This is a genomic window from Variovorax paradoxus, assembly GCF_000834655.1.
GTDB lineage: Bacteria > Pseudomonadota > Gammaproteobacteria > Burkholderiales > Burkholderiaceae_C > Variovorax > Variovorax paradoxus_F.
The window spans coordinates 54,642-69,976 of the sequence record NZ_JXQQ01000043.1; the positions used below are offsets into that span (position 1 = coordinate 54,642).

Annotated in this window: 12 protein-coding genes; 3 read left to right on the forward strand and 9 right to left on the reverse strand. The window is 68.9% G+C overall.

Annotated elements, in window-relative coordinates; translation table 11 throughout:
* The first annotated feature begins 68 nt into the window (after positions 1–68).
* Genes RT97_RS18280 through RT97_RS18290 form a run of 3 tightly spaced genes read left to right on the forward strand, consistent with a single transcriptional unit; the run spans position 69 to position 2,252 of the window.
* Positions 69–257, forward strand: a complete 189-nt coding sequence (locus RT97_RS18280; protein WP_042580226.1) for a DUF2970 domain-containing protein — start codon at positions 69–71, stop codon at positions 255–257.
* Positions 254–961, forward strand: a complete 708-nt coding sequence (locus RT97_RS18285; protein WP_042580227.1) for a c-type cytochrome — start codon at positions 254–256, stop codon at positions 959–961. Before RT97_RS18280 ends, RT97_RS18285 begins: the two co-directional genes overlap by 4 nt.
* 7 nt (positions 962–968) lie before the next feature.
* A complete protein-coding gene (locus RT97_RS18290; protein ID WP_042580228.1) occupies positions 969–2,252 on the forward strand; it encodes a c-type cytochrome in 1,284 nt (427 codons plus the stop codon).
* A 53-nt stretch (positions 2,253–2,305) separates the two neighbouring features.
* Here RT97_RS18290 and RT97_RS18295 read toward each other — a convergent pair whose 3' ends face one another.
* The 9 genes from RT97_RS18295 to RT97_RS18335 form a co-directional block, all read right to left on the reverse strand.
* Complete coding sequence (locus RT97_RS18295; protein ID WP_042580229.1) at positions 2,306–3,703, reverse strand: 8-oxoguanine deaminase; 1,398 nt, start codon at positions 3,701–3,703, stop codon at positions 2,306–2,308.
* Between the two features lie 22 nt (positions 3,704–3,725).
* Positions 3,726–5,996, reverse strand: a complete 2,271-nt coding sequence (locus tag RT97_RS18300) for a phosphocholine-specific phospholipase C (RefSeq protein WP_042580255.1) — start codon at positions 5,994–5,996, stop codon at positions 3,726–3,728.
* 43 nt (positions 5,997–6,039) lie between these two features.
* Positions 6,040–6,240 (reverse strand): hypothetical protein, encoded by a 201-nt coding sequence (locus tag RT97_RS18305; RefSeq protein ID WP_042580230.1) that lies wholly within the window; start codon positions 6,238–6,240, stop codon positions 6,040–6,042.
* A 421-nt stretch (positions 6,241–6,661) separates the two neighbouring features.
* Positions 6,662–8,908 carry a phosphocholine-specific phospholipase C gene (locus tag RT97_RS18310; RefSeq protein WP_042580231.1) on the reverse strand — a complete coding sequence of 749 codons (2,247 nt, stop codon included), beginning with the start codon at positions 8,906–8,908 and terminating at the stop codon, positions 6,662–6,664.
* A 29-nt stretch (positions 8,909–8,937) separates the two neighbouring features.
* A complete protein-coding gene (locus RT97_RS18315) occupies positions 8,938–11,172 on the reverse strand; it encodes a phosphocholine-specific phospholipase C (RefSeq protein ID WP_042580232.1) in 2,235 nt (744 codons plus the stop codon).
* A 13-nt stretch (positions 11,173–11,185) separates the two neighbouring features.
* Positions 11,186–11,395, reverse strand: a complete 210-nt coding sequence (locus RT97_RS18320) for a hypothetical protein (protein WP_042580233.1) — start codon at positions 11,393–11,395, stop codon at positions 11,186–11,188.
* A 50-nt stretch (positions 11,396–11,445) separates the two neighbouring features.
* Positions 11,446–13,548 carry a LamG-like jellyroll fold domain-containing protein gene (locus RT97_RS18325; RefSeq protein ID WP_042580234.1) on the reverse strand — a complete coding sequence of 701 codons (2,103 nt, stop codon included), beginning with the start codon at positions 13,546–13,548 and terminating at the stop codon, positions 11,446–11,448.
* Positions 13,549–13,839: 291 nt separating this feature from the next.
* A complete protein-coding gene (locus RT97_RS18330; protein WP_013539615.1) occupies positions 13,840–14,739 on the reverse strand; it encodes a 5'-nucleotidase in 900 nt (299 codons plus the stop codon).
* Between the two features lie 8 nt (positions 14,740–14,747).
* Positions 14,748–15,326 carry a DUF7822 domain-containing protein gene (locus RT97_RS18335; RefSeq protein WP_042580235.1) on the reverse strand — a complete coding sequence of 193 codons (579 nt, stop codon included), beginning with the start codon at positions 15,324–15,326 and terminating at the stop codon, positions 14,748–14,750.
* Between the last annotated feature and the right edge of the window lie 9 nt (positions 15,327–15,335).

Sequence of the window (15,335 nt, forward strand, 5' to 3'; positions counted from 1 at the left end):
ATCTGCACCGGTGAATCAGGCTGGGTCTGCATCTGTTTTTTCCGGGCTTTCTGGGGCACAGTCGGTGCATGTCCAATCTCATGCGCGCGCTGCGCGCCGTTCTCTGGAGTTTCATCGGGCTGGGCGGGCGCCGCGCCGACGCCGAGGGGCGGACCGCGCAGGTCGGCATCCTGCCGCTGATCGGCGTTGCGCTGGTCGTTGTGCTGTTGCTGGTCGCGGGCCTGATCACGTTGGCACGCTTCGTGGCCGGCACATGACGGCGGGCCTGCGCTCCCTGGCGCTCGCGCTGATGTTCCTCGTGCAGGGGCTGGCGAGCGCCGCGCCGCCGGCCACCGTGCCCGACACCATCGAGCAGCGCGTGGCCGCCTGCATCGCCTGTCACGGCCGCGAGGGCGCGACCACCAACGCGGGCTTCTTTCCGCGCCTGGCCGGCAAGCCCGCGGGCTACCTGTTCAACCAGCTCGTGAGCTTTCGCGATGGCCGCCGCTTCAACGCCGACATGGCGTACATGGTGCAGCACCTCTCGGACGCGTACCTGCGCGAGATGGCCGAATACTTCGCGGGGCTCGACCTGCCTTACCCGCCGATCTCCTCCAACAGCGACGCGACGCCCGACCAATTGCAGCGCGGCCGCAAGCTCGCGCTCGAAGGCGATGCGGCACGCGGCATCCCGGCCTGCGTGCAATGCCACGGCGCCGCGCTCACTGGCGTCCAGCCGGCGATCCCGGGGCTGCTCGGGTTGCCGCGGCTCTATGTGTCGTCGCAACTGGGCGCGTGGCTCACGAGCGAGCGGCATGCGATGGCGCCCGACTGCATGGCTGAGGTCGGCCGGCACATGACCACGGCCGACATCAACGCGGTCGCAAGCTGGCTGGCGGTGCAGCCGATGCCGGCGAACACCAGGCCCGCGGCTTCGTTGCCCGCACCCTTGCCTGTCGCCTGCGGCGGCATGCCGAAGTGAGGCCGCGATGAAATTGCGACACCTCGGCTGGACCCTCCTGGCCCTCGTCGTGCTGGCGGCCGTGTGCGCCGGCGTGCTCGTGGCGATGAACCTGCGCGGCGAAGACCCGCTGCCCGAACAGGCCAGGGCCTTCGACGCCACGCCCCAGCAGGTCGAGCGCGGCCGCTACCTCGCGCTGGCCGGCAACTGCGCGGGCTGCCACACCACGCGCGGCGGCCAGCCTTATGCGGGCGGCCTGCCGATCGAGACGCCCTTCGGCACCATCTATTCGAGCAACCTCACGTCCGACGCCAAGGCCGGCATCGGCGGCTGGAGCAGCGCGCATTTCTGGCGCGCGATGCACAACGGCCGCAGCAAGGACGGGCGCCTGCTCTACCCGGCGTTCCCGTACCCCAACTTCACCAAGGTCACGCGGGAGGACTCGGACGCCATCTACGCGTACCTGCGCACCGTGGCGCCCGCACCGGCGCCGAACCTCGCGCACCGGCTGCGCTTTCCCTACGACACGCAGGCCGCGCTGGCCGTATGGCGCGCGCTCTCGTTCAAGCCCGAGCCCTTCGTGGCCAACGCGGGCAAGCCGGCCGAATGGAACCGCGGCGCTTACCTCGTCGACGGCCTCGGCCATTGCATCGCCTGCCACGGCGCGCGCAATTCGCTGGGCGCGACCGAGACCAGGCTCGGCCTCTCGGGCGGGCTCATCGCGGTGGAGAACTGGTATGCGCCGTCGCTCACCGACAAGCGCCAGGCCGGCGTGGCCGCATGGCCCACGGCCGACGTGGTGGCGCTGCTCAAGACCGGCACCGCGCCGGGCGGTTCGGTGATGGGGCCGATGGCCGACGTGGTGTTCCGCAGCACGCAGCACCTGAGCGAGACCGACCTCGCGGCGATGGCGGGCTACCTGAAAGACCTGCCCGAAGTCCCGAAGCCCGAAGAGCCTGCGAGCACCTCGGCCCCCATCCGCCGCGATGCCGGCACGATGGCGCGCGGCGGCAAGATCTACGACCAGCGCTGCGCCTACTGCCACGGCGACCAGGGCCAGGGCGCGACCGGCGCCTACCCGCCGCTCGCCGGCAACCGCGCGGTGAACATGTCGCCGCCGACGAACCTCATCCAGGTGGTCTCGCATGGTGGCTTCCTGCCAGCGACGGCGGGCAATCCGCGCCCGTACGGCATGCCGCCGTTCGGCCAGGTGCTCGATGCGGCGGAGGTGGCGGCCGTGCTCACCTACATCCGCGGCTCGTGGGGCAACGACAGCGCGCCCGTCACGCAACTGGACACCATGCGGCGCTGAGCGCCGCTGGATGCCGGTGTTCGTTCAAGCGGCTCGCTTGAACCGGATTTCCCTCATCGCTGCGCCGTGTGCGGATGCCGCGCGCCTTCGTAGAGCGTTCGCGCCAGCGCTCGATGCCTTGCCAGCAGCGGCGCCAGCTCCAACGCCGTGAAGCGTCCATCGCGAATGCGGACCTGCCCGTTGATCACGCTCAGCGAAACATCCCCCGGCGTGCAGAACACCAGCGCCGCCACCGGGTCGTGCCACGCCCCCGCGTGCGCCACGCCGCGCATGTCGAAGGCCACGATGTCCGCTGACATGCCCGGCGCGAGCGCGCCGATGTCGTCGCGCCCCAGCACGCGCGCACCACCGAGCGTCGCGATCTCCAGCGCCTCGCGCGCCGTCATCGCCGCGGGGCCGTAGCCCACGCGCTGCAGCAGCATGGCCTGGCGCGCTTCGCCGAGCATGTGCGCGCCGTCGTTCGATGCGCTTCCATCCACGCCCAGGCCCACGGGCACGCCCGCGCGCCGCATCGCCCCGATGGGCGCGATGCCTGAGGCCAGGCGCATGTTCGAGCACGGGCAGTGCGCCACGCCCGTGCCGGTGCGCCCGAAGAGCGCGATGCCCGCTTCGTCGAGCTTCACGCAGTGCGCATGCCACACGTCGCGGCCGACCCAGCCCAGGTCCTCGGCGTACTCGGCCGGCGTCATGCCGAACTTCTCGCGCGAATAGGCGACGTCGTTGTCGTTCTCGGCCAGGTGCGTGTGCAGCGACACGCCGCGCTCGCGCGCAAGCTCGGCCGACAGCCGCATGAGGTCGCGCGAGACCGAGAACGGCGAGCAGGGCGCAAGCACGATGCGGCGCATCGAATGGCGCGAGGCGTCGTGCCAGCGGCCGATGAGGCGCTCGCTGTCGCGCAATATCGCCTCCTCGGTTTCCACCACCTCGTCGGGCGGCAGGCCTCCGGCGCTGCGGCCCACGCTCATGCTGCCGCGCGCGGCATGGAAGCGCATGCCCATCGCATCGGCCGCCTCGATCGAATCGTCGAGCCTCGAGCCGTTCGGAAAAAGATAGAGATGGTCGCTGGTGGTGGTGCAGCCCGAGCGCATCAGCTCGGCCATCGCGGTCTGCGTCGAGACGCGGATCATCTCGGGCGTGAGCCGCGCCCACAGCAGATACAGGTTCGTGAGCCAGCCGAAAAGCTCCGCGTCCTGCGCCTCGGGCACGGCACGCGTGAGGCTCTGGTACATGTGATGGTGCGTGTTGACCAGGCCCGGCATCACCACATGGCCCTGCATGTCGATGGCCTCGGCCTGGCCGTTGCGCAACGCGTCGAGGCAGGCGGTGGGCAGCTCGGCAGTGGGCCCGGCCCAGGCCACTGCGGGCCCGTCTGTCACCACGGCGCCGTCGGCGATCTCGCGCCGTTGGGCGTCCATGGTGACCAGGATGTCGGCATGTCGAAGGATCAGCATGCCGGCATTTTGCGCGCCGGACTCAGAGGTCGGGCATGCCCATCGCCGGATCGCTCACCGTGTGCTTGCCGGTTTCGACGCGGCCCGCGAAGCGTCGGTAGTAGGCCGGGTCGGCATCGCACGTCACGGCGAAGTCGTACCACTGCCCGCTCGCCGCGAGCTCCCAGTGCTGGTCGGTCGTGGCGCCGCCGTTGACGGTCGCGGTCCACGGGCCGTCGCCGCGGTAGGCCTTCGCGCGGACGGTGAACTTGCAAGCGTTCTTGCCGTCGTTGCGCATGCTCAGGTAGACGTTGCCGTTGGCGATGTCGTAGCACACGCGCACCTCCGGCACCGCCGCATCGCCCGCGCGCACCGCGTTGAGGTCTCCCTGGAAGTGCCGGTGAAAGCCGTTCGGCCCGAGCACCCACAGGTCGTACTTGCCGGCGTTGTCGGCCGCCGCAGCCCAGGTGTCGTCGAGCGACTTGCCCGCTTCCACCATGTAGCGGCGCGGCAGGCGATCGAGGTTGAGCTTGTCGTACACGTGGAACACGGCGGCCGCCTTGCCGGTGTTCGCGAACAGCAGTTGCACCTTGCCGCCGATGGTGTCGGCCTTGGCGCTCGCATGCAGCTCGTAGGGCAGCGCGCGCGACGGCCGCGTGCCGGTGGCCTGCACGGGCAGCTTGCCGTCGCCCGGCGGCGTGACCTGGGGCAGCGCGTCCTGCGCGGCGCGCACCTGGTCCGCCTCGGCCTTGCTGCGGCGGCCCGCGAGCGTGGGCAGCGCCTCTTCGTTCGGCGTGGCGAAGTTGAAGGCGCTCGTGAGGTCGCCGTTCACCGCGCGGCGGAACGGGCTGATGTTGGTTTCCTTCACGCCGAATCGCGCCTCGAGGAAACGCAGCACCGAGGTGTGGTCGAAGGTCTGCGAGTTGACCCAGCCGCCGCGGCTCCACGGCGAGAGCACGTACATCGGCACGCGCATGCCGGGGCCGTAGACGTTGCCGTCGGGCGTGGGCTGCGAGGCGGTCATGCCCGGGGGCTTGGGGTGGGTGAAGTACTCGTAGCTCAGGTCCGCGTCGGGCAGCGTGGTCTTGCCGGCGAAGATCTTCACGCTCGGGTCGGCCGAGGGAATCGGCGAGGGCGCGGAGGCCGAGGGCACGTGGTCGAAGTAGCCGTCGTTCTCGTCGAAGTTGACGATGAACACCGTCTTGCTCCACACCTCGGGCACCGCGGTGAGCGCGTCCAGCACCTCCTGGATGTACCAGGCGCCCTGCACCGGGCTCGACGGGCCGGGGTGCTCCGAGTACACGTCCGGCGGAATGACCCACGAGACCTGCGGCAGGCGGCCGGCCTTCACATCGGCACGGAACGCATCGAAGATCGCGCCCGCATCGAAGGCGGCCTGGTCGGCCACCGGCAGCGTGTTGGCCGTGCCCTTGTAGAGCGGGTTGCCGGCATCGTCGCCGGGCGCGTAGGCGGGCGATGCGCCCTGCGGCAGCGAGGTGCTCACCGGCTTGCTCGAAGTTTCGTTCGCCTTGCGGTACGGCTTGAAACCCAGCAGCGGATTGCAGCCGTAGTTGTTCGGAATGTTCTGGTAGACGATCCAGCTGACGTTGGCTTCCTGCAGGCGCTCCGCATAGGTCTTCCACTCGTAGCCCTCGGTCGAGGGACCGGTGGAGCTCCACGGGTTGACGTTGTTCACGTAGGCCTGGTTGCCGCCGGCCGAACTGTTGGGGCCATTGGTGCCGGTCCAGTGGAACGAGCGGTTCGCATGCGTGCCGGTGTGCATCGCGCAGTGGTAGTCGTCGCAGATCGTGAAGGCGTTGGCCAGCGCGAACTGGAACGGCAGCTCGGCCTCCGACAGGTAGCCCATCGATTGCGTGAAGGGCGCCTTGTTGCTCACCTTCTTGTACCGCGGCCATTGGTAGAGGCGGCCGCCGTCCCATGCGTTGTGCGAGTCGACCCAGGTGTGCGGCGTGCTGCTCACGCGCTGCGCGTTGCCCTTGGTCGCATCGAGGTGGTAGGGCACCACCTGCTTGCCGGTGTCGTCCAGTTGCTGCCACACGGCAAGGCCGTTGGGCAGCGGAATGGTCATGCGATCGCCGAAGCCGCGCACGCCCTTGAGCGTGCCGAAGTAGTGGTCGAACGAGCGGTTTTCCTGCATCAGGATCACGACGTGCTCGACGTCCATGATCGTGCCGGTCTTGTTGTTGGCGGGAATCGCGAGTGCGCGGCGGATGCTCGGCGGGAAGGCCGAGAGCGCGAGGGCGGCGGCACCGGTGGTGGCGGTGCCCGTGAGGAATTTGCGGCGTGAGGTCATGGAGTTGTTCTTAGTGTTGTTCTTGGTGTTGCTCATCGTGCGATCAGGGCGCGCAGCGCATGTCGGGCTTGACGCCGGTATCGGGCGGCGTCGTGACGGGCGGGGTGGTCGTGGGAGGCGTGCCGGCGCCGGGCAGGCCGCCGAAGAAACCACCACCGCCGTCGCTGCCGCCACCGCAGGCGCTGAGCACGCAGGCCGCGATCAATGCGGTTGCAAGCCGCGCGGAATAAGAAAGAAGTTGCATCGAAGGAGATCCTCTTGGAGTTGTTGTGCGGGCACTTCACGCAGGTCGTGGAGGCCGCTGGACTCGAGGCTAAAAAGTGCTCGTGACATCGCCATGAACCGGAGGTGGCGAGGTGTAAGCGTGCGCAACGCGCAACCGCCGTTGCTATGCATTCGGGGCGCACTCGCGCCGACGGTGGGCCCTGTTTCGCGAATGTCCCCCGGCTTCGCCTCCTCCTTGATTTCGCGAAACAGAGCCCACCGCCAGCGCGAGCGCTTCAGAGCAGTCGTTGATCGGCCGCACACCAGCAGCGTGCCCCAGTGCGCAGGGCATCGGGTGCTCCCCGCAGCGAAATCAAGGAGGAGGGCAAGCCCGGGGGACATTCGCGGAGGGGAGTACCCGGTGGCCTGTGCGCCCACCCCGGCACTCCTCAAACAGACGGTCAGAGATCGGCCATCCCCATCGCCGGATCGCTCACCGTGTGCCTGCCGGTTTCCACGCGCCCCGCGAAGCGGCGGTAGTAGCCGGCATCGGCATCGCACGTCACCGCGAAGTCGTACCACTGGCCACTCGCTGCGAGCTCCCAGTGCTGGTCGGTGGTCGCACCGCCGTTGACCGTCGCGGTCCACGGCCCGTCGTTGCGGTAGGCCTTCGCGCGCACGGTGAACTTGCAAGGGTTCTTGCCGTCGTTGCGCATGCTCAGGTAGACGTTGCCGTTCGCGATGTCGTAGCACACGCGCACTTCGGGCAACGCGGCATCGCCCGCGCGCAGGCGATTGAGGTCGCCCTTGAAGTGGCGGTGAAAGCCGTTCGGCCCGAGCACCCACAGGTCGTAGAAGCCGCTGTTGTCGGTCATCGCCGCCCATGCGTCGTCCAGCGTCTTGCCGGGCTCCACCATGTAGCGGCGCGGCAGGCGATCGAGATTGAGCTTGTCGTAGACATGGAACACCGCAGCCGCCTTGCCGGTGTTGGAGAACAGCAGCTGCACCTTGCCGCCGATCGTGTCGGCCTTCGCGCTCGCATGCAGCTCGTAAGGCAGCGCGCGCGAAGGCCGCGTGCCGGTGAACTGGCGCGGCAGCTGCGGGTCGAGCGGCAGCGGCACCTGCGGCAACGCCTGCTGGTCGCTGCGCAGCTTGTCGGCATCGGCCTTCGTCGTGCGGCCGGTGAGCGTGGGCAGCGCCTCGCTGTTGGGCGTGGCGAAGTTGAAGGCGCTCGTGAGGTCGCCGCACACCGCGCGCCGGAACGGCGAGATGTTGGGCTCCTTCACGCCGAAGCGCGTCTCCAGAAAACGCAGCACCGAGGTGTGGTCGAAGGCCTGCGAGCTGACCCATCCGCCGCGGCTCCACGGCGAGATCACGTACAGCGGCACGCGCGGGCCCGGGCCGTAGACGCGGCCGTCGGGCTTGGGCTGGCCGGTGCTGCCGGCCGGTGCCGGATGCGTGAAGTATTCGACGCCCAGGTCCGCATCGGGCAGCGTGGTCTTGCCGGCGTAGGTGCCGTCGCCATTGGGCGAAGGCGCCGAGGGTGAGGGCACGTGGTCGAAGTAGCCGTCGTTCTCGTCGAAATTGATGAGCAGCACGGTCTTGCTCCACACCTCGGGCACCGCGGTGAGCGCGTCCAGCACTTCCTGCAGGAACCAGGCGCCCTGCACGGGGCTGGAGGGGCCGGGGTGCTCGCAGTAGATCGACGGTGCGTTCATCCACGAGACCTGCGGCAGCTTGCCTTCGCGGATGTCGCGCTTGAAGGCGTCCAGGTAGGTCTCGGGCGTCGCGCCCGGCAGCGTGTTGGCCACGCCCTTGTAGAGCGGGTTCTTCGCGTTGTCCGAGGCTGCGTCGTAGGCGTGGTACGGCAGCGCCTGGCCGGTCTGCGCGTAGGGCTTCTGCGGCGCACCGCCGCTGGACACCGGAAAGCCCGAGGCGAGGTTCGCCTGGCGGAACTGCTGGAACGCGCCCAGCATGTTGTCGCCCCATTCGTCGGGCATGTTCTGGTAGCTGATCCACTTGATGCCCGCGTCTTCCAGGCGCTCGGCGTAAGTCTTCCACGTGTAGCCGGTGTTGGCCGATGCGGGCAGGCCGTCGATCGCGTCCCACTCGTTGCGCACGAACGCCACGCCCTGGGCTGTCGGTCCGTTGGTGCCGGTGATGTGGAACGAGCGGTTCGCGTCCGTGCCGGTGTGCACGCCGCAGTGGTACGCATCGCAGATCGTGAAGGCGTTGGCCAGCGCGTACTGGAAGGGGACCTCGGCCTCCTTGTGGTACCCCATCGCCTTGTTGGTCTTGTAGCGCGGCCACTGGTACATGCGGCCGTTGTCCCACGCGTTCTGGCTGTCGTTCCAGTCGTGCGGCGTGCCGCCATCGCGCTGGGCGTTGCCCGTGCGGCTGTCGAAGTGGTACGGCAGGATCGGCTTGCCGGTGGCATCGCTTTGCTGCCACACGTTCAGGCCCTTGGGGAGAGGAATCGTGAAGCGGTCACCGAAACCGCGCACGCCCATGAGCGTGCCGAAGTAGTGGTCGAACGAGCGGTTTTCCTGCATCAGGATCACGACGTGTTCGACGTCCATGATCGTGCCGGTCTTGTTGTTGGCCGGAATGGCCAGGGCGCGGCGGATGCTCGGCGGGAAGGCCGAGAGCGCCAGCGCGGCAGCGCCGGTGGTGGCGGTGCCCGTGAGGAATTTGCGGCGTGAGTTCATCGGTCCGTGTTTTTCGGTTGAAGTCACGCTCACAGGTCGGCCAGGCCCATGGCCGGATCGCTCACCGTGTGCTTGCCGTTTTCCACGCGGCCCGCAAAGCGGCGGTAGTAGGCCGGGTCGGCATCGCAGGTCACCGCGAAGTCGTACCACTGGCCGCTGCCCGCCAGCACCCAGAGCTGCTCGGCCTTGGCGCCGCCGGCGACGGTGGCACCCCACGGGCCGTCTTCGCGGTAGGCCTTGGCGCGCACCGTGAACTTCGCGGGCGTCGTGCCGGCGTTGAGCATCTCCAGGTAGACGTTGCCGTTGGCGATGTCGTAGCACACGCGCACCTCGGGATTCGCGCCGCTCGTGCGCAGCGCGTTGAGGTCGCCCTTGAAGTGACGATGAAAGCCGTTCGGCCCGAGCACCCAGAGGTCGTAGAAGCCGCTGTTGTCGGTCATCGCGCTCCAGGCGTCGTCCAGCGACTTGCCGGGCTCCACCATGAAGCGGCGCGGCAGGCGGTCCAGGTTCAGCTTGTCGTAGACGTGGAACACCGCGGCAGCCTTGCCGCTGTTCTTGAACAGCAGCTGGATCTTGCCGCCGACCGAATCGGCGCGCGCGCTCACGTGCAGCTCGTAGGGGAGCGCCCGCGAGGGGCGCGTGCCGGTGGCCTGGCGCGGCAGTTGCGGGTCCAGCGGCAGCGGCACCTGCGCAAGGGCCTCCTGGTCGCTGCGCGTCTTGTCGGCGCCAGTGCGGGTCGTGCGGCCCGCGAGCGTGGGCAGCGCCTCGGTGTTGGGTGTGACGAAGTTGAAGGCGCTCGTGAGGTCGCCGCACACCGCGCGCCGGAACGGCGAGATGTTCGGCTCCTTCACGCCGAAGCGCGTCTCGATGAAGCGGATCACCGAGGTGTGGTCGAAGGCCTGCGAGTTGACCCAGCCGCCTCTGCTCCACGGCGAGACGATGTACATCGGCACGCGCACGCCGGGTCCGTACACGCGGCCGTCGGGCGCCGGCTGGCTGCTGGTGCCCGGTGGCTTGGGGTGGTTGAAACGCTCGACCGCGAGGTCCGCCTCCGGCAGCGTGGTCTTGCCGGCAGGCGAGCCGTCGGGGTTGATCGACGGCGCGGCGGGCGACGGGTAGTGGTCGAAGTAGCCGTCGTTCTCGTCGAAGTTGATGAGCAGAACGGTCTTGCTCCACACGTCGGGCACGGCGGTGAGCGCGTCCAGCGTTTCCTGGATGTACCAGCCGCCCTGCACCGGGCTCGAAGGGCCGGGGTGCTCGGAGTAGGTGGCGGGCGCCACGATCCACGACACCTGCGGCAGCTTGCCGTTCTTGATGTCCTGGCGGAACTGCTCCAGGAAGCCGCCGTCGCCCATGGTGTTGGCGATGCCCTTGTAGAGCGGGTTGACCGCGTCGTCGCTCGCGGGGTCGTACACCGGCGAGGCCGCGTCGTTGCTCACCGGCTTGCCCGAGGCCTCGTTGGCCAGGCGGTACTGCCTGAAGCCCGCGAGCGGGTTGTCGCCGAAGTTCTCCGGCATGTTCTGGTAGACGATCCAGCTGACCTTGGCTTCCTGCAGGCGCTCGGGGTAGGTTTTCCATTCGTAGCCGGTGGCCGAGCTGTCGATGGAGTCCCACTCGTTGTTGACCGTGGCCACACCTGCGACGCCCCCCACGCCGCCAACCAGCTGGCCCCCGGGGCCGTTGGTGCCGGTCCAGTGGAACATGCGGTTCGAGTTGGTGCCGGTGTGCATGCTGCAGTGGTAGTCGTCGCACAGCGTGAAGGCGTTGGCCAGCGCGAACTGGAAGGCGACCTCGGTCTCCTTGAAGTAGCCCATCGACGCGTTGGTCTTGTAGCGCGGCCACTGGTAGGTGCGCCCGCCGTCCCATGCGCTCTGGCCGTCGCTCCACGAGTGCGGCGTGCCGCTCACGCGCTGCGCGTTGCCTTTGCGGCTGTCCAGGTGATACGGCAGGATCGGCTTGCCCGTGGCATCGCTCTGCTGCCACACGTTCAGGCCCTTGGGGAGAGGAATCGTGAAGCGGTCACCGAAGCCGCGCACGCCCATGAGCGTGCCGAAGTAATGGTCGAACGAGCGGTTCTCCTGCATCAGGATCACGATGTGCTCGACGTCCTGGATGGTGCCGGTCTTGTTGTTGGCCGGAATGGCCAGCGCGCGGCGAATGGCGGGCGGAAATGCCGAGAGCGCGAGGGCCGCGGCGCCGGTGGTGGCGGTGCTCGTCAGGAATTTGCGGCGCGAGTTCGTGGGCTTGCTGTCGTTCGGGTTCATGGCGTGTGCTTTCTCAGGGCGCGCAGCTCTTCACGGGGGCGACGCCGGTTTCGGGCGGGGTCGTCGTGGGCGGGGTGGTGGTGGGCGGCGTGCCGGCGCCGGGCAGGCCGCCGAAGAAGCCGCCGCCGCCATCGCTGCCGCCGCCGCAGGCGGACAGGGCGCAGGCCACGACCAGCGTGGAGAACACGGGCACGAAGCGCGTGGCAAGGAACGGAATTCGCATGGTTGGGATCCTCTCGAGTCGTTTGTTATCGGGGGTGATTGGGGGACGGTTCAGGGCAGCAACATCAGCGGCTGGCCCGACTTGAAGATGCTGGTGAGCTCGTCGGTGGTGAGCGCACGGTTCCAGATCGCGAACTCGTTGAAGTCCATCGCGCCGCGCGGCGAGCTGGTCTCGCGCTGGTAGTACTGGCCGGTGCCGTCTTCGTTCAGGCCGATGCCGTTCTTCAGGCCGCCGAGCTGCGCGACCAACGCGCTCGTGAGCGTGGCGCTGCCGGTCTGCATGGCGCGCGACGAATCGAACACATAGCCGGTGAGCTTGAGGTTGGCCTTGTCGATCACGACCGCCACGTAGGCCCACTGGCCCGCGGTGAGGCCGTAGCCGTTGCTGTCGGCGCGCGCGCTGCCGGTGCCCACGTTGAAGCGGATCTCGCAGCTGCCGAAGAGGCCGATGGCCAGGCCCGCGTTCGCGCCGGTGGTGTAGTTCTTGTTGGCCAGCATCGAGGCGCCGTTGCTCACGCCCTGGCTGCAGGTCGCGTCGGTGCGCACCCAGAAGCCGAGGGTGTAGGCCGTGACCGCCGGGTTGGTGGCCACGTCGGTGGTCTGCAGCAGGCGGTAGCCGGCCGAACCGCTCGCGTTCTTCACCGTGCTGTCCACGCGCAGCGCCTTGACCTTGTAGGGGATCTTGAAACCGTCGTCGACCACCGTGCCGCCGTTGGCATCGCTCGCCCAGGGCGCGAGCGTGGAGGCGTTCTTCAGGTCCAAGGCCGGCAGCGTGTCCAGCGGGTAGTAGTTGACAAGCCCGTTCGCCAGCGTGGGCGCGAGCGTTGCGGGCTTCACGTAGGCCAGTTGTACCGCGAGCGCGACGCTGGCTTCACCGGCAACGACGGTGTACTGGTAGGTGTAGACGCCGTCGGCATCGGCCACGATGGGATCGCTGTACGCGGTCGAGCCGGCCGGCAGCGTGGCCACCAGCTTGCCGTCGCGCAGCACCTGCACTGGCGCGGTGCCGTCGCCCGAGAGCGTCCACGCGAGTTCGATGCTGTTCTTGTCTGCACCGGCCTTCGCCGTGAGGTTGCGCAGCGACGTCGCGGCCTGCAGCGCCTGCCCGTTGAACGTGTAGGCCTCCGCGGCCGGCAGCGCGCCGAGGTGGCGCAGCACCGTCGGTGCGATGTCGGTCGCCGCGGCGAGCTGCAGCAGCGTGGCATCGGCCGGCGCGGCCGTGCCCGTGCCAGGCAGTGCGGCCAGCGTCTTGTTGCTCGCGATGAAGACGGTCTTGTTGTCGATCGCCTGCAGCCCGGTGGCGGTGCCGAAGGCATCCAGGCCGTGGCCGGTCGTGAGGATGACGAGCCAGTCCTCCTTCGCATCGTTGGCCGTGCGCCTGGCGATGCGCGCGAGCAACTGGCCAACGGCGGCGGAGGTGTCGGAGATCGCGCGCTGGTAGGCGTCGCTCTTCAGGCCGTTGCCGACGGCCGCGGCGGGCGCGCCGTACTGCGCGACCATGAGGTCGTAGCCGGCATCGATGAACTGTGCGGTGCGCTCGGTCACGCAGGCATCGGCGCCCGCGCAATCGACGGCGCCGTCGACGGTGCCGCTCTCGTTGGCCAGGAGCTGCGGATAGAGCGCATTGGCCGTGACGGACGCGGTCTTGTAGCCGGCCGCCTTGTTCTGCTTGGCGAGCGCGAAGACCGAGGGCGCGAGCTTCGCATCGATGCGCTGGTCGGCCGTGTCCCAGCGCACGCCGTGGCGCGTCACCCAGGTGCCGGTGAGCAGCGTGGCCCAGCCCGGGCCGTCGGTGGTGCGCTGCTCGCTCGGCGTGCCGTTGGCGCCGCCGGTCCATGCCGGTGCCACGCGCAGCGATTGCAGGGCGGGCACCTTGTTCTGTGCGATGGCATCGCGCAACGCGGCGTGCGTGAGGCCGTCGATCTCCACGACGAGCGCCTTGGGGCCGCTCTTGCCCTGGTTCGTGCCGGACACCGGCGGATTGGTGCCGCCACCGCCGCCACCGTTGTTGGCGGGCGGCACGTTGACGAGCGGGAACGCGGCACCGCCGCCGCCACCGCCGCCGCCGCCGCAGGCGGCAAGCACGATGGACGTGGCGAGGGGCAGGAGCCAGCGCGTGGAAAGCGGGGCGTGCGAAGGTGTGATCGGGCGCATCGGAGTAAGCCGGTGGGTCTGTCTGTCGGAGGGATGGAAGCCGGCGCGGCAAAAAAAAAGTGCCACGAGGGCACTGCGCACCGAACAGACAGCGAGGCTAAGAAGCGCGCGTTACGCGGCAATGAATGCGCGATGACAGAGCGAAGTCGTGCGTGTGACGACGCACGGATCAGCGCTCAAAAAAGCGGGCGAATCCTGTTCCGGAGATGCCGCGGAACCGGCGTTGCCGGGCCGCAGGCATCGCCCCTACAAGGGGGGGCGAAGCGACACGAAGTGCGCGAAGCCTGGGAGTCAGCCTTCGTTGCTGATGCCGCTGGACACATGCCCCGCCGGCACGTGCCGCGAGGCCGCATCGACGTGACCCGTCTGGTCGTCGAAGAAGAAGTCGGGCTCGAACTCGCGCAGGAACTCGCCCTTGGGCAGGCCGCCGAGGAACATCGCCTCGTCGACGCGGATGTTCCAGTTCATGAGCGTGCGGATCGCGCGCTCGTGTGCCGGTGCGCTGCGCGCGGTGACCAGCGCGGTGCGGATGCGCATCTGCGCGTTGCCCGCCATCTGCAGCCGGTGCAGCGCGGCCAGCAGCGGCTTGAACGGGCCCCCGGGCAGCGGCAGTTCAGCCTTGCTGAGTTCGTGCGCCTGGAAGGCGTCGAGCCCTTCGGCCTGGAACACGCGCTCGGCCTCGTCGGAGAACAGCACCGCATCGCCGTCGAAGGCGATCCGCACTTCGTTGGGCCAGGCGTCGCTCGCCTTCACCGATTCGACCAGCACGCGCGCGGCCGGAAAGCCCGCGACGAGTGCTTCGCGCACGTCCTGCGCATTGACCGAGAGAAAGAGATGCGCGCGCAGCGGCCGCAGGTACCCGAAGGGCGGGCGGCCCTGCGTGAACACGCCGCGCTGCAGTTTGATGTCGGCCGCCGCGCTCGACTTGAAGATGCGCATGCCCGAGACCGGGTCGTTGCGCGAGAGGATCACCACCTCCACGCGCTGCACGCCGTCGTCGTTGAAGCGCAGGAGCTTCCTGATCAGCGAGTAGGCGATGCCCGGCGCGGCCGGCACGTCGAGCCGGTCCAGCTGCAGCTTCATGTAGCCCTCGTTGTCGCCGGCCTCGAAGATGCGGTTCTCTTCCTCGAGGTTGAACAGCGCCCGCGAGGAGATCGCGACCACGAGTTTGTCTTCGAGGGTGACTGGCATGGGGTGATTCAGTTCGCGGCGTTGGGCGAGTAGTAGAGCGTATCCGACCAGTAGCCCAGGCCCAACTCGCGCAGGGGCGCCTCGATGCTCTGCTGCGACGGTGTGAAGATGCGCTCCCAGAAGTTCTTTTTCTTCGGGGCGAGCCGGGCGATGGCGGCTTCGATCTCCGCGTCGATGTGCTGCACGTCGCGCAGCAGACGCGCGGCTTGCTCGCCCAGCGGCTCGTCGCCCATGTCGAGGATCTCGGCGCACTCCAGCACGAAGTAGCCGTCGCGGTCGGCGTGGCGGCTCAGGAAGCCGAGGGCCTGGTCGCGCAGCGGCGCGACGGATGGGTGGTCGATGCGGCCGAGGAAACGCTGGAGCCGGTCGATGCCCGCGCCGGCGCGGCCCGCGAGCGCTGTGGGTTCGGCCAGATCGGTCCAGATCATCGAGCGGCACAGTTGCACATCGGCGGACACCAGGAGCTGGTAGACCAGCGGAATGTCGTAGTTGCGCTCCGAGATGCCCTTGACCTGCCGCGGATCGTCCTTCTCGGGGTCGGGCCCCGGCACGAACGGACTGGCGAACAGGTAGCTCCGATTGGCCATGGCGGCGAG